The 15,399-nt window shown below is 71.1% G+C and carries 15 protein-coding genes; 9 read left to right on the forward strand and 6 right to left on the reverse strand.

What is annotated here, in order from left to right:
* The first annotated feature begins 77 nt into the window (after positions 1-77).
* Positions 78-1,553, forward strand: a complete 1,476-nt coding sequence (gene obgE, locus AB0I43_RS10090; protein ID WP_356971054.1) for a GTPase ObgE — start codon at positions 78-80, stop codon at positions 1,551-1,553.
* A 108-nt stretch (positions 1,554-1,661) separates the two neighbouring features.
* Positions 1,662-2,762, forward strand: coding sequence for a glutamate 5-kinase (proB, locus tag AB0I43_RS10095; RefSeq protein WP_356971433.1), 1,101 nt, complete (start codon positions 1,662-1,664; stop codon positions 2,760-2,762).
* 6 nt (positions 2,763-2,768) lie between these two features.
* Here the strand turns inward: proB and AB0I43_RS10100 are convergent, their stop codons facing one another.
* The 6 genes from AB0I43_RS10100 to AB0I43_RS10125 form a co-directional block, all read right to left on the reverse strand.
* Positions 2,769-3,089 carry a hypothetical protein gene (locus AB0I43_RS10100; RefSeq protein ID WP_357431703.1) on the reverse strand — a complete coding sequence of 107 codons (321 nt, stop codon included), beginning with the start codon at positions 3,087-3,089 and terminating at the stop codon, positions 2,769-2,771.
* A complete protein-coding gene (locus tag AB0I43_RS10105; protein ID WP_356971050.1) occupies positions 3,086-3,493 on the reverse strand; it encodes a type II toxin-antitoxin system VapC family toxin in 408 nt (135 codons plus the stop codon). Before AB0I43_RS10105 ends, AB0I43_RS10100 begins: the two co-directional genes overlap by 4 nt.
* Positions 3,490-3,744 carry a type II toxin-antitoxin system VapB family antitoxin gene (locus AB0I43_RS10110; RefSeq protein ID WP_356971048.1) on the reverse strand — a complete coding sequence of 85 codons (255 nt, stop codon included), beginning with the start codon at positions 3,742-3,744 and terminating at the stop codon, positions 3,490-3,492. The genes AB0I43_RS10105 and AB0I43_RS10110 overlap by 4 nt, the downstream gene beginning before the upstream one ends.
* A gap of 91 nt (positions 3,745-3,835) precedes the next feature.
* A complete protein-coding gene (locus tag AB0I43_RS10115; RefSeq protein WP_357431705.1) occupies positions 3,836-5,116 on the reverse strand; it encodes a hypothetical protein in 1,281 nt (426 codons plus the stop codon).
* Complete coding sequence (locus tag AB0I43_RS10120; RefSeq protein ID WP_356971044.1) at positions 5,113-5,487, reverse strand: hypothetical protein; 375 nt, start codon at positions 5,485-5,487, stop codon at positions 5,113-5,115. The genes AB0I43_RS10115 and AB0I43_RS10120 overlap by 4 nt, the downstream gene beginning before the upstream one ends.
* Before the next feature lie 70 nt (positions 5,488-5,557).
* Positions 5,558-6,268, reverse strand: a complete 711-nt coding sequence (locus AB0I43_RS10125; protein WP_356971042.1) for an ESX secretion-associated protein EspG — start codon at positions 6,266-6,268, stop codon at positions 5,558-5,560.
* 202 nt (positions 6,269-6,470) lie between these two features.
* Between AB0I43_RS10125 and AB0I43_RS10130 the strand changes: the two genes are divergently transcribed.
* From AB0I43_RS10130 to AB0I43_RS10160, 7 genes are read left to right on the forward strand one after another with little or no spacing between them, the layout of a single operon-like run.
* The gene (locus tag AB0I43_RS10130) at positions 6,471-9,230 is read left to right on the forward strand and encodes a phosphoenolpyruvate synthase (protein WP_357431707.1); all 2,760 of its coding nucleotides are present in this window, start codon (positions 6,471-6,473) and stop codon (positions 9,228-9,230) included.
* The gene (locus tag AB0I43_RS10135; protein WP_357431709.1) at positions 9,220-10,962 is read left to right on the forward strand and encodes a nucleotidyltransferase domain-containing protein; all 1,743 of its coding nucleotides are present in this window, start codon (positions 9,220-9,222) and stop codon (positions 10,960-10,962) included. The genes AB0I43_RS10130 and AB0I43_RS10135 overlap by 11 nt, the downstream gene beginning before the upstream one ends.
* Positions 10,959-12,008 carry an SDR family oxidoreductase gene (locus AB0I43_RS10140; RefSeq protein ID WP_357431711.1) on the forward strand — a complete coding sequence of 350 codons (1,050 nt, stop codon included), beginning with the start codon at positions 10,959-10,961 and terminating at the stop codon, positions 12,006-12,008. The genes AB0I43_RS10135 and AB0I43_RS10140 overlap by 4 nt, the downstream gene beginning before the upstream one ends.
* Complete coding sequence (locus tag AB0I43_RS10145; protein WP_357431713.1) at positions 12,005-12,907, forward strand: nucleoside-diphosphate kinase; 903 nt, start codon at positions 12,005-12,007, stop codon at positions 12,905-12,907. The genes AB0I43_RS10140 and AB0I43_RS10145 overlap by 4 nt, the downstream gene beginning before the upstream one ends.
* The gene (locus tag AB0I43_RS10150) at positions 12,904-13,878 is read left to right on the forward strand and encodes a ScbA/BarX family gamma-butyrolactone biosynthesis protein (protein WP_357431715.1); all 975 of its coding nucleotides are present in this window, start codon (positions 12,904-12,906) and stop codon (positions 13,876-13,878) included. Before AB0I43_RS10145 ends, AB0I43_RS10150 begins: the two co-directional genes overlap by 4 nt.
* Entirely contained in the window at positions 13,878-14,486 is a 609-nt protein-coding gene (locus tag AB0I43_RS10155) for a nitroreductase family protein (RefSeq protein WP_357431717.1), read from the forward strand. Before AB0I43_RS10150 ends, AB0I43_RS10155 begins: the two co-directional genes overlap by 1 nt.
* Positions 14,483-15,382, forward strand: a complete 900-nt coding sequence (locus AB0I43_RS10160) for a hypothetical protein (RefSeq protein ID WP_357431719.1) — start codon at positions 14,483-14,485, stop codon at positions 15,380-15,382. The genes AB0I43_RS10155 and AB0I43_RS10160 overlap by 4 nt, the downstream gene beginning before the upstream one ends.
* Positions 15,383-15,399 lie beyond the last annotated feature (17 nt).

The following is a 15,399-nucleotide window of genomic DNA, read 5'->3' on the forward strand; positions in this document are numbered from 1 at the left end:
TGCTGTTCACAAGTTGGTTGTGTCCGCAGTGCCTGTCCCTCAGGGGACGTTGAGCCAGAAGGAGGATGATTCGGCTCATGTCCAAATTCATCGACCGCGTCGTGCTTCATGTGAGCGCAGGCAAGGGCGGACACGGTTGCTCGTCCGTGCGCCGGGAGAAGTTCATGCCGCTCGGCGGCCCGGACGGCGGCAACGGCGGCAACGGCGGGGATGTGATCCTCGAGGTCGACTCCAACGTGCACACGCTGCTGGACTTCCACTTCCACCCGCACGCCAAGGCCGGCAACGGCAAGCCGGGCGAGGGCAGCAACCGCGAGGGCAAGCGCGGCGAACCGCTGGTGCTGAAGGTTCCCGACGGCACCATGGTGCTGGGCCGGGACGGCGAGGTGCTCGCGGACCTGGTCGGCGCGGGCAACCAGTACATCGCCGCGCGCGGTGGCCGCGGCGGTCTGGGCAACGCGGCGCTCGCCTCCAAGGCGCGCAAGGCCCCCGGGTTCGCGCTGCTCGGCGAGGAGGGTGAGGCCGGGGATCTGATCCTCGAACTGAAGTCGCTGGCCGACGTCGGCCTGGTCGGTTTCCCGTCGGCCGGTAAGTCCTCGCTGGTCTCGGTGCTGTCGGCCGCCAAGCCGAAGATCGCGGACTACCCGTTCACCACCCTGGTGCCGAACCTGGGTGTGGTGCAGAGCGGCGACACCACCTTCGTCATCGCCGACGTGCCCGGCCTGATCCCGGGCGCCAGCGAGGGCCGTGGCCTGGGCCTGGACTTCCTGCGCCATCTCGAGCGCTGCGCGGTGCTCGCGCACGTCGTCGACTGCGCCACCCTGGAGCCGGGGCGCGACCCGGTGTCCGACGTGGACGCGCTGGAGGCGGAACTCGCCGCCTACAAATCCGAACTCGCCGTCGATTCCGGTCTCGGTGATCTGGCCGACCGCCCGCGCGTGGTCGTGCTCAACAAGACCGACGTTCCCGACGGCAAAGAGCTGGCCGAAATGGTCACCCCCGAGTTCACGGCGCGCGGCTGGCCGGTCTTCGAGATCTCCGCGGTGACCCGGCAGGGCTTGCGCCCCTTGACCTTCGCGCTCGCCGCCATGGTGCGCGAGTACCGCGAGGCGCACCCGAAGGCCGCGCCCAAGCGCCCGGTGATCCGGCCGATCGCCACCGACGCGCCCGGCTTCACCGTCCTGGTCGATCCCGACGAGGAAGGCGGCTTCATCGTGCGGGGCGTGCAGCCCGAGCGGTGGGTCAAGCAGACCCAGTTCGACAACGACGAGGCCGTGGGCTACCTGGCCGACCGGCTGGCTCGCCTCGGCGTCGAGGAGGCGCTGGTCAAAAAGGGCGCCGAGCCGGGCGCGCCGGTCACCATCGGCGATGTCACCTTCGAGTGGGAGCCGGCGATCTCGGCGGGCGTCGACATGGTGCCCACCGGTCGCGGCACCGATCTGCGGCTGGAGCAGGACGACCGGATCAGCGCCGCCGAACGCAAGCACGCCTCGCGGGTACGGCGCGGTCTGATCGACGAGGACGGCAACGAGATCAAGCGGGACACGAAGTAGTAGTCCGCCGGGTCCGGCGCGCAGCGCCCCGGGGTTCGATCGCGGTAAGGGAGTTCGATTGTGACGCAGGTGAATTCGGAGTTCTCGGCGGCCGTCTCACCGGACGGGCTGAGTGCCGCGCGGCAGGCGATCGCCTCGGCGCGCAGCGTCGTGGTCAAGATCGGTTCCTCGGCGCTGACCAGTCTGCAGGGCGGGCTGGACACCGCGCGCCTGGACCGGCTCGCCGACGCGGTGGAGGCGCGCATGCGCGCGGGCTCCGACGTGGTGGTGGTGTCCTCCGGAGCCATCGGCGCGGGGCTCGCGCCGCTCGGCTTGGCTACTCGCCCCAGGGATCTGGCGACCAAGCAGGCCGCCGCCAGTGTCGGTCAGCTGGCGCTGGCGCACGCCTGGGGCACCTCGTTCGCCCGCTACGGCCGCACCGTCGGCCAGGTGCTGCTGGTCGCCGACGACTTCTCCCGGCGCGAACATCACCGCAACGCGCAGCGCACCCTGGATCGGCTGCGCTCGCTCGGCGCGGTCGCCGTGGTCAACGAGAACGACACCGTCGCCACCGAGGAGATCCGGTTCGGCGACAACGATCGCCTGGCCGCGCTGGTCGCACACCTGGTCGGTGCGGAGGCCCTGGTGCTGCTCTCCGATGTCGAGGGCCTCTACGACGGTGATCCGCGCAAGGGCGGCGCCAACTTCATCCCCGAGGTGCGCGGCAGCGCGGATCTCGACGGTGTGATCGCCGGCAGCGGCGGCGCGCTGGGCACCGGCGGCATGGCCTCCAAGCTCTCCGCCGCCCGCCTCGCCGCCGACGCGGGGGTTCCGGTCCTGCTGGCCGCGGCCGCCGAAGCCGACGTCGCACTGACCTCCGGCACGGTCGGCACCGCGTTCGCCGCCCGGCCGACTCGCCTGTCGGCCCGCAAGTTCTGGGTCCGGCACGCCGCCGACAGTCGCGGTGCGCTGGTCCTGGACGACGGCGCCGTGCAGGCTGTCGCCGAGCGCCGCCGTTCGCTGCTGGCCGCAGGCATCACCGCTGTCCGGGGCCAGTTCTCCGGTGGCGACGTCGTCGATCTGGTCGCCGCGGACGATCGGGTCGTGGCGCGCGGTGTAGTCGAATACGACAGCACCGAGCTATCGACAATGCTCGGCCGTTCCACCACGGACCTTCCGGAAACCATGCGCCGTCCCGTGATTCACGCCGACGACCTCGTCGGAATCTGAGCGCACTCAGGAATCCCCGCGCGCCAGCGGTGCTCGGTACAGCACCTCGACGTACATGATCCGACCGTCCACGACATCGAGAGTGAGCATCCCCGCTGCGGGCGACAGGGCCAAGGTCCGGTGCCCGGCGGGATAGGGCTCGCCCGCGGGATGATCTGCGGTGCGCAGACTTTGGCAGAAATCGTCTTCGCAGCGGCATTCGTCGACGAGCCGTAGATCATGCACGCTGATCGCCAGTTCGGTCTCTCCTTCGGCCGTCAACAGCGTGCTCAATTCCGCCGCGAGATCCGGAAAGACCTCGCGGAGGAGTGGGGCGGATTCGTTCATGCCGCGGGCGGTCGGAGAACCGGGAGGTCTGTTTGAACGAAATCGTTGCCGATGCACAGGATGGGTAGGCCGAGTTCTTCGGCAAGCGCGTAGGTGAAACAGTCACCGAAGTTCAGCGCGGCTTTGTGCCGGCCTTTCCCGTAGCGGAGAAACGCATCGACGGCGCGCTTTGCCAAGGCGTGGTCGAACGGCAGCACGGCGATCTTCGTTTCGCGAAGGAACCTTTCGCTGCTCCCCGGTTTCTGATGTGGCTTCGAATCGATGACGATGCCGAATTCGTGCGCGGTGGGCGCGGCGATCAAACGGCCCGAGGCGTTTTTCAATTGCTGGGCCAGCCAGTCGCAGTCCGGTTCGTCGCGCATGATGGCGACCAAGGCGGAGGTATCGGCGACGAGCGCGCTCATGCGGGCAGGCCGTTCTCGTCGTAGCCGATGATCTCATCGGGCGTTCGAGTATCGGGTTCGCCGACGCTGTTGTATTCGTCGACGAGTCGGCGGATGCGTAGGAGGTAGTCGTCGGGGTTGCGGTAGGAGCGCACCCGATCCAGCCGTTCGCGCAACGCGATCGTGACGGCCTCGGTAATGGTTTCGTGCGTTTCGGCTGCAAGCTCACGCGCCAGCCGATCGGCCTCTTCGGTCTTGATGCTCAACGCCATACTCCAATTCTAGAAGTTTGGGGAGGATCTAGAAACGCTCGAGACCCCAAAGTTACTCGAACTGGTGTTTGGGTCAAGGGCCTTTCGGCCCTTATGGCGTGGGGAAGAGGCCGGGCTGGTTGGCGGTGGGCGTGGGCTGGTTCGGGTCCTCCGGAATCGGCCCGGTCACGCCCGGCTGGCCGCCGGGATCGGGCAGGGCGGGAGCCTGATCGGAGTCCGGAATCTGGTTCGGGGGACCGGGTTCGGGCGCGGGAGCGGCAGGCGGCTGCTCCGCGGTCGGCGCGGGCGTGCTCGGCTCCGGCGCGGCTGGGGGCGGCGCGGGAGTCGTGGGCTCTGGTGTGGCAGGTGGCGGCGCGGGAGTCGTGGGCTCTGGTGTGGCAGGTGGCGGCGCGGGTGTCGTCGGCTCCGGGGTGGCGGGTGGCGGCGCCGGGGTCGTCGGCTCCGGTGTGGCCGGAGGCGCGGGCGTGGTCGGTTCCGGCGTTGCGGGCGGCGTGGTCGGATCCGGTGTGGCAGGGGGTGCGGGCGTGGTCGGATCCGGAGTAGCGGGTGGCGATGGTGTCGTCGGTTCCGGCGTGGTCGGCGGCGCGGGCGTCGTCGGATCCGGCGTCGCCGGAGGCGGTGCCGGTGTGGTCGGCGCGGGGTCGGGCGCGGGCTGCGGATCGGGTGTCGGCTCCGGCGTCGACGGCTCCGGATCAGGCGTGGACGGCGTCGGCTCCGGAGTCTCCGGCACCGGATCCCCCGGATAATCCGGCATCGTGTCCGACGGCGGAAGCTGCTGCGGCGGAGAGTATTCCGGCTCGCTGGGCGGCACCACCGGCTGCTCCCGCAGCCCGGGAATCACCGGCGGCTCCGGCAGCGCGGGCACACCGGACCCGGCCAAGCCGTAGGCCGGCTTGTAGATCATGTTCATCGCCAGCACGGCCTCTTGCCGCATCGCCTCCTGCGCCATCTGCGCGCTGATGACGTTCGCCGCCTCCAGCAGGCGCGCGATGGCGCCGACCGGCCCGGAACTCCCGGGCGGCACGACGGCGATCTTGACCGCCTCCGCGGCCGCGGCGACGCCGCCGAGCCGGGCGCCGACCTGGCCGAGGATGGCGCTGAGCTCGTCGACGGAGGCGGCGAAGCTGCGGGTGCTGGCGTAGGCGGCGTCGGCGGCGGCGCCCTCCCAGGCCATCGAGTTCATGACGCGATCGGTGCTCGCGCGGGTGAGCGGGAAGGAGGTGGCCAGGGTGCCGGCCGCCTCCAGCCAGGTGACCGAGGCGCGCAGGATCTCGGCGGCGTCGATCTGCTGGGTGCCGGCGTAGATCTCCTCGTGGCGCATGGACTCGAAATGTTCCATCGAGGTGATGTAATCCGGATCGTTGCCCGTCATGCCCGCACGCTCGCTTCCAGGGCGCGCATGGCGGCGGCGTTGGCGGCGTCGGCCTCTTCGTAGAGCCCGGCGCTGGTCAGGAAGGCGGCCTGCATCGCGTACGCGGCCTCGATGTAGTTGTCGAGGAGTTCGGCGGCGTCGCGCGCTTTGGCGCCGAACCCGGCCTGCAACTCGCGGGCGGAGCCGAATCCGCCGAAACCTTGCAGGTCGGCTAGGGATTCGAGACGGCGTCGGAGGTGGACGAGCCGATCGGCCTCGTGCTGATACATTTCCGCGCAGCGCCGGGCCGCCGCGGGGTCGAAGTGCACGGAGCCCGCCGCGGCTCGTTCCTGAAACGTGGCGATATCGGCTCGGCTGGTCTCGATCGTCATACGCACCCCTGCTAACTCTCGGTCGGACCAGACTAACCGCAAGTACCGGCGGTTAGCCAAGCATCAGGAATCAGCGGTGCTGGGCCGGAATTCGTTTCTGCAGCTGGCTCGCGAGCTGCTCGGCGGAGGCCGGCACGATGTGCACGGTGTCGCCCGCTTTGATCAGGTAGCGGCCGTCGCCCCGCACGTCGATCCAGGTGTAGTGGATGGGCGGGGTGGGATCGGGCCGGTCCAGCCGGGGCTCGATGCGGATATGGCCCTCGGCGGTATGGGGTTTGAGCAGCAGCCGGCGGATCGGGGTGGCGCCGCGCTGCGGGGTGACCGCCTCGGCGTCGCGCACGGCGTCGGCGGTGGCGGCGCGGGAGGGCTCGCGCCCGGCCGGGGTCTTGGGCAGCAGCGCCGCGATCCGGCTGCCCAGCTTGTCGGCGCGCCCGATCGAGAGCTGCACGCGCCCACCGAAATCCGGCCGATTGCCGGGTTCCTGCACGGCGAGCACCGCGCGGTCGTAGACGACGCACGCGAGCAGGCGTAACTCGCTGCCCGGGGTGTGCGCGCCGCCGATCGACACGATCCGGGTGTGCGGTGCGGCGAGGATGCGCAGGCAGGCCGACAGGTCCGGGTCGCTGCCGTGCGGCAGTCGCTCGGACAGTTCGAGCCGCAGTTTGTGCGCGGCGTCCTCGGTGCGCGGCGTCTCCAGGATGCGCAGCGGGTAGGGGTGCCGGTCGAGTTCGGTTTCCCGCCACAGGTGCGCGAACTCGTCCGGAGTGAATATCCAACCCACGCCCGAATCACTCCTCACAAACCCCACATATTTGGTGGCAGCATAACGGGTACCGGCGGCGAGATCGCGCGCTAACGTCGCGGTCGATTATCGGATATACCAAAACACAACCCCTCGGTTTCGCTCGGCCGTCGTTGAACGCCCGTGTTGTCAGGTCGAGTGCCCTACTCCGCCCCGGTTCGCCGGGGTGACGGGAGACGCTGTGCAGGTATTGGGTCCCTGGAGCGATCAGGCCACGATCACCGCGCTGGCCGGCGGTAAAGCGCGCGGCTTGCACAGCGTGCACAACGGCGGTTTCCGGGTCCCGGAATGGGTGGTGCTGGGCACCGATGTCTTCGAGCGCTTCGCCGCCGACGCCGGGCTGACGCCCGCCGTCGCCGCCTTCGGCGCCCTCGAGGATCTCGACCAGGCGCTGACCGCCGGCGCCGAGCTGCGCGCGCGGCTCGGCTGCGCCGAGCTGTCCGGCCCGGTCCGGGAGCTGATCGCCGACGGCTACCGGCGGCTCGGCGCGGGGTCGATCGCGGTCCGCTCCTCGGTGCTGGCCGAGGACGGCGCCCGGCACTCCTACGCGGGCCAGTTCGACTCGTATCTGAACGTCAACGGCGCCGACGCGGTGCTCGACCGGGTCCGGGACTGCTGGGCCTCGGCGTTCTCCGAGCGGTCCATCCGCTACAGCTTCGCCCAGCGGCAGCCGCGCGCGGGCGCGGCGGCGGTGGTGTTGCAGCGGCTGGTGGCGGCCCGGGCCAGTGGCGTGGTGTGCACGGCGAACCCGATCACCGGCGCGCCGGACGAGGTGGTGGTGAGCGCCGTCTACGGCCTGGGGGAGGGGCTGGTCTCCGGCGCGGTGGACGCCGACTCGGTGATCGTGGAGAAGTCCACGGGCGCGGTGCTGGAGACCGTCCTCGGCGACAAGGAGAGCAGTTTCGCCCCGGCCGCCGATCAGGGCTGCCAAGTGCGGGAGGTGGATCAGGAGGACCGGGAGCGCCCGGTGCTCACCGCCGCCGAGATCGCGGAGCTGACCAAGCTCGCCCGCCGGCTCGAAAGCGACCACGGCGTCCCGCAGGACATCGAGTGGGCGATCGACGACACCGGCATCTGGGTGCTGCAATCGCGGCCCATCACGACGGCGGTGCGCGGCGGCGCGGACGCCCGCTGGGCGGCGGCGGTGATCCAGGGCGCAGGCGAGGCGGTGCCCGAGGGCGAACTGCGGATCTGGGACAACGCCAACATCATCGAGAGTTTCAGCGGTCTCACCTCGCCGCTGACCTACAGCACCGCCGCCGAGATCTACGGCCGGGTGTACCGGGGCTACGCGCGGTCGCTGGGCGTGCGGGGCAGCCAGCTGCGCCAGGCCGAACGGTGGACTTCCGTGCTGCTCGGATCGTTTCACGGCCGGGTGTACTACAACCTGCTGCACTGGTATCGGATGGTCGGCATCGCACCCGGGTACCGGCTCAATCGCAAGGTGCTCGAGGCCGCGCTGGGTGTCGACGAGCCGCTGGCCGACGACATCGCGAAGACGCTGCGCCCCTTCACGTTCCGTACTCCGTTCGGGCGGATCTGGGCGCGCACCGTCACGACCGTGCGCTATCTGCGCCGCCTGTTCGGGATCGATGAGCAGGTCGAGCGATTCCTGGCGGAGTTCTACCGGGTCTACGACGACTACGAGGCGCGCGACTACACCGCGATGACCGGGGAGCAGGCGTATCGGGCCTACCGCGAGGTCGACCGGGATCTGGTGGCGCGCTGGGGCCCGCTGATGGTGCTCGACGCGATCCTGCTGACCTGCACCGGGTTGCTGTTCGGGCTCACCAGGCTGTTCCTGCCGAAGGCGCCGGAGTGGCTGGCGCTGACCGTGGTGGGGCCCGGGGCCGACATCGAATCGGCGGAGCCCGCGCGGGCGATGACGGCGCTGGCCGAGCGGGTCGGCACCGATCCGGCGCTGACCGAACTTCTGAATTCGACACCGCCGCAGGCGCTCTACGCCGAACTCGCCGGCTTTCCGGAGTTCCGGGCCGAGGTCGACGCCTACCTCGAGCACTACGGCTACCGCAGCCTGGACGAGCTGAAGCTGGAAACCCCGGATCTGCGCGAGGATCCGGCGGGCCTGTTCATCATGGTGCGCAGCACGCTCGCGACGTTGCGCCAGCACGGCCGCCCCGGCCCGGACCCGGATCGGCGGGCCGAGGCCGAAGCCTATCTCGACGCTCATCTGCGCGGCCCCCGCCGCCGGATCTATGAACGCTTGCGCGCCAAGGTTTCTCGCTGTGCGGCGCATCGGGAGCGGGTGCGGTTCTGCCGCACCAGAGCGTTCGGAATGGTCAAGCGGATGATCCGGGCGATGGGCCGCGATCTGGTGGCCCGTGACGTGCTGGACGAGTTCGGCGACGTCTTCTACCTGACCGTGCCGGAGTTGCGCGGCTGCTACGAGGGCGCCGACCCGGAGCCGCTGCGCAGGCTGGTCACCGCTCGGAAAGCGCAGCGCGCCAGGGACGCCGAGCTGGTCGCGCCGGCCCGGTTCGTCACCCTCGGCTCCGGTTTCGGCCGGGCCGAGCTGGCCGGGCAGGGCTGGGTACCGCGCACCGACATTCCGGTCGCGACCCCCGGCACGGTGCTGGCGGGTACGCCCTCGGCGGTGGGGGCGGTGACGGGCCGCGCGCTGGTGGCCGACGAGCCCCACGATTTCGCGGGCGCCGATCCGGCGGGCGGATCGAAGGTGCTGGTCGCCTACCGCACCGATCCCGGCTGGGTGGCGGCGTTGCCGTCGGCGGCGGCCCTGGTGATCGAGCGCGGCAGCCCGCTCACCCACGTGGCGATCGTGGCACGCGAGCTGGGTGTGCCGACCGTGGTGCAGATCAAGGACGTGACGAAGAAGGTGCGTACGGGCATGCGGTTGCGCGTCGACGGCTCCGCCGGGACCGTGACCGTGCTGCCCGGGGAAGGTACGGGCGATGGGACCTGAGGACTCGGCGCGGCCGGCTCCGGACTGGGCGCGCAAGCTGCTGGAGCGGACGCTGGAACTCGTGGCGATCCCGGACGATTCGGCGGTCCTGCTGGAGGGGTCGCTGGCCGAGGGCTTCGGCAATTCGGGCTCGGACGTGGATTTCCTGGTCGTCGCGCCGGGCGCCGACGAGCTGCCCACGTTGCCCGCCGTGCTGTTCGTCGAGGGCCGGCGGGTGGAGGTGCGCACCAGGTCGGCGGGCCAACTGCGCGAGCAGCTGTTGCGGCTGGCCGACGGCCCGGACGAGGACCTGCTCAACCGCTGCCAGCGGTTCCTGCGCGCGATCGAGATCCGTTCCGGTGCTGTCGATCTCGTGGACCTGCGCGCGCTGCTGCCGTATTCGCGCTTCACCGGCGTGCTGGCCGACTGGTGGACCGCCCGCGCCGTGCAGGCCCTGCGCTACGCGGTGGCGCTGCGCGCCCTGGGCGCTCGCGCGGAGGCGGGCGGCTGGGCGCGCGACGGGTTGCTCCAGGCCGTCAAGGGCTGGGCGGCGCATCGCGGCGAGACCTACCTGGAAACGAAATGGCTTCCGCACCAGCTCGATCGGCTGCCGCCCGATCCGCTGGTGCAGCGATACCGCGAACTCGCGGATCCCGATTCCTGGCTGCTGGAGGACGCCGAACGCGACTTCGGCGACCTGCGCGGCGCGCTGGGCGACGGCCGGGCCCGGCTGCTCGGTGAGCAGCTGACCTGGGAGCAGGTCTGGGAGCTGGCCGCCGCGTTCGGCGTCACCGGGGTGGCCGACGACCCGCACCAGGTGCTGCTGGCGCGCCTGCCGAAGATCACCACCTGGACCATCGGCGAGCGCGTCCACGTGCTGCGCGCGGACCGCGATGTCTTCGTCTTGTCGGCCCGGGCCGCCCGGGCCTGGCGCTCGGTGGTCTTCCGGCGCTCGATCCGCGAGGTGCTCGACGGCGGGGCTCCGGACAGCCGGGCCGAATTCGCCGCCTTCGTGCGGCTGGGCCTGGTCGGATTGCAGTGGCGCGGAGCCGGTCCCCTCGAACCCGCGCTGGCGATGTGCAAACCGCTGCGGCCGAGTACGCCGGTGCCCGGCGGCCTGACACCCGTGCTCGGCCTGACCGGCGCCGCCCGCGACGACGAGATCGCGACCCTGTGCCCGCTGCCCGCGGACCGGTTCACCGCCTGCGGCATGAACGTGGTGTGGTCGAACATCGTGCTGGAGAACGCCCGCGAGGATCTGGCCGGGGCGGTGGCCGACGAGCAGGGCGCGGTCGCCGACATCGCCGCGCATCGCCTGATCGCCATGGGCGTGCGAATCCTGCTGTCTTCCTTCGGTGTTCATCCGCTGCCGGCCGACGTGGCGCCGCTGGAAACGGTGCGCGCGATGCTGCCCTCCGACGCGCTGCGCCGCACGGATCTGCTCACGGCGCTGGAAGCGGCGCAGCGGGTGCGCTTTTCGCGGATCCTGCGCGCGGGCGCCGATCCGGAGGCCGGGCTGGCGCTGCTCGACGATTTCGCGGGCCTGGTCCGCTGGGTGGCCGGCGGCGGCACCGCGGCCGGGTTCCCGTCCTCGTTCGATTCCCGCGAACAGTGGAGCCGCACCCTGGCGCTCAGTTACGAATGGCTGCGCCTGGCGGCCTACCTCGATACCGAGCTGCCGCTCGACGAAGCCCGCGATCTGCTCACCAGCGGTGGCCGGCAGCCGCACCTACGATCCGGTGGTCCCGCATGAGCACACGAGACACAGTCCTGGTCACCGGGGCGAGCGGCCTGGTCGGCGCCGAGGTCGTCGCCCGGCTGGCCGCGGCGGGGCGGCCGATCACCGCGTTGCTGCACAAGGATTCGAGCATCGTCCGCAACGACGGCACGGTGCTGGAACCCGGCAGCTCGTTCTCGGGGGACATCCGGCTGCCCGGTTTCGGCATGTCCGATCGCGATGCCGTCGACCTGGCCGAGCGCGTGGGGGTCATCGTGCACAGCGCGGCCACGACGGCGTTCAACGCCGCCGCCGCGGACTACGAGGAACTGAACGTCCGCGGCACCGCGCACGCCCTCGACCTGGCCCGGGACTGGGATGTTCCGCTGGTGTACGTGAGCACCGCCTATGTGTGCGGTTCCCGCAACGGCACCATCACCGAGGACGAGCTGGAGGCGGGCCAGAGTTTCGCGAACGGCTACGAGCACAGCAAGTTCCAGGCCGAGCGGCTGGTGCGCGCCGCGGGCCCGGAGGTGGCCTGGGCGATCGTGCGCCCCGGCATCGTGACCGGCGCGCAGGACACCGGCGTGATCCGCGAGTACAAGAACCTCTACTCGGTGGTGAAGCACATCGTCGAGGGCCGGTTGCGGACGCTGCCGGGCCGTTACGACGCGACCCTGGCGCTGGCACCCATCGACCATGTCGCCGACGTGATCGCCGCGGCGGTCCTCGATTTCGATTCGGCGGCCGGGCGGACCCTGCACGCGCTGGGCCGGGACGCGCTCTCGCTGCGCGAGATCTCCGACGTGCTCGCCGAGTACCCGTCCTTCGCGGTGGCCACCTTCGTGCCCGAAACCGCCTTCGCCGAAGCGGAATTGGCCGAGCCGGAGCGCACGGCCTATCACCGGGTCGGATCGCGCTACACCAGTTACTTCCAGCGCCGCCTGGCCTTCGACACCACCCGCGCCGAGATCTTGCTCGGCCGGCCCGCTCCCGCCACCAGTAAGGAGTACCTGCGCGTGCTACTGGACTACTGCCTCGAATCCGGTTATCTCGGTGCGCTGCCCGGAGGCGACCGGTGACCGCGGTGCGGCCGGGGCTGCGGACCCTGCTGGAGCCGCTCACGCCGTCGGCGGCGAAGGCCGAGGTCTACGCCGAGGACACCTACGTGCAGGAGACCGTCGAGCACCTGCGGCGATCGGGCCGGGAACCGGGCGCGTTCGCGCGCGAGCACTCGCTGCTGCTGCTCAAGCCGGACGCCGTCGTGGCGCGGGCGGTCGAGCCGACGCTGGACTGGCTGGCGGCGAACGGCTTCCAGGTCGTCGGCGCGCGGCGCGTCGCGGTGAACCGGCACCTGGTGCGCGCGATCTGGTACTTCGCCTGGAACATCGCCTCGCCGGAGCGGCGGCGGCTGGCCGACCTGCTCGCCGGGATCTCCGACGCGCTCGTCCTGGTCCTGCGTGGCTCCGACGGTGAGCTGCCGGTCCCGGTGCGGTTGACCGAGGCCAAGGGGCCGACCGATCCGCGCCGGCGACAGCCCGGGCACCTGCGCTATGTGCTGGGGCGGCACAACTTCCTGCTGAACCTGGTGCACTCACCGGACGACCCGGCCGACGTGCTGCGCGAGTTCGCGATCCTTTTCGACGAGGACGCCCGGGCGGCGGTGCTGGCGGGCGGTAGCGCGTCGGCGGCCGACCTGGCGGGCGAGCTCTACGCGAGCACGCCGGAGCGCAGTTTCGAGCGCGCCGCGGCGCTGGCGCGGGTGCGGCGGGATCTGCTGGAGGTGGGTGTACCGGTCGCGGCGGAGCTGTCCGACGCCGACTGTGCGCGGTTGTTGCACGAGGCGTGGGACGCCGGTCACGAACTCGACCCGTGGTCGGTGCTCGTGCTCGGGTCCTACGTCCTTCCGATGCGGGCCGGCACCGGGCCGCAGACCCTACCGCCGGTGACGGCGCAGACCTGGTTGGAGGGCCGATCATGACGCAGATCTCGGCCGTGACGGCATCACATCTACGCACCGTGTCGCGGGTGCTGGCGCATCGCTGCGCCGTGTCGGAGGTGCTGGTGACCTCCCTGGATCGAATCGGGCCGGACGATTTCCTGGCCGGCGCGCAGTTGCCGCGCATGCACGCCTACTACGGCGATCACGCCGGGGCGCTCGGCCTGCGCCACGATCCGCTGGTGGTGATGGAGGCGGCGCGGCAGGCCGCGATCGCGGTGACGCACGAATTCTTCGGTGTGCCACTCGAGATGGCGTTCATCGTGCGCACCTTCAACGGGACGGGCAGTGATACCGGCGTCTGGGCGACGGGCATCGCGCCCGCGGATCTGGTGCTGAGCGTGCGGGTCTCGGCGCGGCATCAGCGCGGCGGCGGCCTGCGCGGGCTCGATCTGGTCCTCGACATCGCCTGCGGCGGCGCGCCGATGATGACGGTGGACGGCTCGTTCTCCTGGACCACTCCGCTGCGCTGGGAAGCGCTGCGGCGCGAGTTCCGGGAGAGCCTGGGGCTGGGCGAATTCCGCGGCGCCGCACCGCTGTCCGAGCGGGCACCGGCCGCACTGGTGGGCCGGGCGAACCCGCGCAATGTGGTGGTCGGGCCGCCGCGGACGCGGGGCCGGGTCGCGCGCGCCCCGGTGCTCGCCGACCTCGGGCATCCCTTCCTGTTCGATCATCCGCTCGATCACGTGCCGGGCAGCCTGCTGCTCGAGGCCGCGCGGCAGACCGCGCTCAGCCTGCTGCCCGAGCAGCCCCGGCTGATCGGTGTGGGCAGCACGTTCGAGCGATTCGTGGAACTGGACAGTCCGGTCGAGTGCGTCGCGGAACTGGTCGAGTCCGAGGTCGATCCGATCGTGGTGCGGTGCTCGATCGAGCAGGCCGGGGCGGTGGCGGCCCGCGTCGACCTGGAATTCGGCGCGGACGCGGTGGTGTCCGATCCGGACGGGAAAGCCTGATGGACCTCGACCTGCTGACCACGACGCGGGCGTTCCGCAGGCGGCTGGATCTCACCCGGCCGGTCGCGCGCCGAGAGGTGCTGGACTGCCTGGATATCGCGGTGCACGCCCCGAGCGGGACCAACCGGCAGCCGTGGCGGTTCCTCGTTCTCGACGACCCCGCGACCAAGCAGGCCGTCGCCGAGTACTACCGGAAAGCCTTCGCCGCCTACCTTTCCGCGCGCACGCCGCGCCCGGACCAGCTCCGCGATCTGGGGTCGGGGCAGTACCTGGCCGAGCACCTGCACGAGGTGCCCGCGCTGGTGCTGGTGTGCACGCCCGGCCGGCCGCCGGCGCACCCGCTCCAGCTCGCCAGCTTCTACGGCTCGGTCTATCCGATGGTCTGGAATCTGTTGCTGGCGTTGCACTCTCGCGGGCTCGGCGGCACGCTGACCACCGCGCACCTGGCCTACGAGCGGGATATCGCCGACCTGCTCGGCATCCCGTTCGAGGAGATCAGCCAGGTCGCCCTGCTTCCGGTGGCGTACCTGCGGCCCGGCCCCGCCACACCGGCTGCGCGCACCCCGGCGGCCGAGCTCACCCGGTGGAATCGCTGGGACGGCGCATGACCGGAACCGGCGTCGCGACGGGGCTGTTCACCTCCCTCACCAGGCTGGCCCACTTCACCAGGGTGATGTACAAGCCGCACTACCTGCTCTACGCCATTGTCTGGGTGCTGGCCCTGGAAGCCACGGCCGCCGCTGTGGCGCAACCGGATACGCCCTGGCGCCCGAGCGCCGCGACCGCCGTCCGCATCGCCGTCGTCGCCCTCACTCTGCTCTATCTGCGCATGCTCGACGAGCAGAAGGACCTCGACTACGACCGCGTGCACCACCCCGACCGCCCGCTGGTCACCGGTGCGGTCTCGGCCGCCGAACTACGCGCCGCCATGGCCGTGCTCGCGCTCGCCTGCCTCGCCCTGAGCCTGACCCTCTCCCTCCGCTCGGCCGTCCTGATCGCCGCCGTCCTCGCCTACGGCCTGGCCCTGTGGGCCATGGAGCAGCGCTGGAAACCCCTGCGCACCAGCGTCCTGCTGAACCTCGCCGTCACCTACCCGATCCAATTCCTGGTCATCGCCTACGTGCTGCTCTCCGCCCTCGACACCGGCGACCTCGCCCCGTCCTGGCGGGCCGCCACCGCCGTCACCCTGATCTCCACCGGCGTCTTCCTCAGCTTCGAAATCGCCCGCAAAACCACCCGCACCCCCCACCCCGGCGAACTCCTCTACTCCCACCCCCTCGGCCCCACCGGCAGCGCCCTCACCGCCCTCCTGTGCGCCACCCTGGCCAGCACGGCCTACGCGACCCTCGTAGGCCCAGGCGCCTGGATCCCTTTAGCCCTCTTGGCAATCCCCGCCACCGCCACCTACCAATTCCTCCGCACCCCCCGCCCCGCCCACCCGATCCTCCCCGCCGTCGCCTTCACCCTCCTCCTCTACCTGACTCTCATCGCCCTCGCGATATAGGGACCGCAGGTTCCGAA

The organism is Nocardia sp. NPDC050435 (assembly GCF_040655395.1).
Lineage (GTDB): Bacteria > Actinomycetota > Actinomycetes > Mycobacteriales > Mycobacteriaceae > Nocardia.

Bases quoted from the DNA above. Each gene is read 5' to 3' on its own strand.
- AB0I43_RS10100 (WP_357431703.1), bottom strand. From the start codon at position 3,089: ATGAACGAATCCGCCCCACTCCTCCGCGAGGTCTTTCCGGATCTCGCG.
- AB0I43_RS10110 (WP_356971048.1), bottom strand. From the start codon at position 3,744: ATGGCGTTGAGCATCAAGACCGAAGAGGCCGATCGGCTGGCGCGTGAG.
- AB0I43_RS10120 (WP_356971044.1), bottom strand. From the start codon at position 5,487: ATGACGATCGAGACCAGCCGAGCCGATATCGCCACGTTTCAGGAACGA.
- AB0I43_RS10160 (WP_357431719.1), top strand. From the start codon at position 14,483: ATGACCGGAACCGGCGTCGCGACGGGGCTGTTCACCTCCCTCACCAGG.
- AB0I43_RS10105 (WP_356971050.1), bottom strand. From the start codon at position 3,493: ATGAGCGCGCTCGTCGCCGATACCTCCGCCTTGGTCGCCATCATGCGC.
- AB0I43_RS10150 (WP_357431715.1), top strand. From the start codon at position 12,904: ATGACGCAGATCTCGGCCGTGACGGCATCACATCTACGCACCGTGTCG.
- AB0I43_RS10135 (WP_357431709.1), top strand. From the start codon at position 9,220: ATGGGACCTGAGGACTCGGCGCGGCCGGCTCCGGACTGGGCGCGCAAG.
- AB0I43_RS10115 (WP_357431705.1), bottom strand. From the start codon at position 5,116: ATGACGGGCAACGATCCGGATTACATCACCTCGATGGAACATTTCGAG.
- AB0I43_RS10155 (WP_357431717.1), top strand. From the start codon at position 13,878: ATGGACCTCGACCTGCTGACCACGACGCGGGCGTTCCGCAGGCGGCTG.
- AB0I43_RS10140 (WP_357431711.1), top strand. From the start codon at position 10,959: ATGAGCACACGAGACACAGTCCTGGTCACCGGGGCGAGCGGCCTGGTC.
- obgE (WP_356971054.1), top strand. From the start codon at position 78: ATGTCCAAATTCATCGACCGCGTCGTGCTTCATGTGAGCGCAGGCAAG.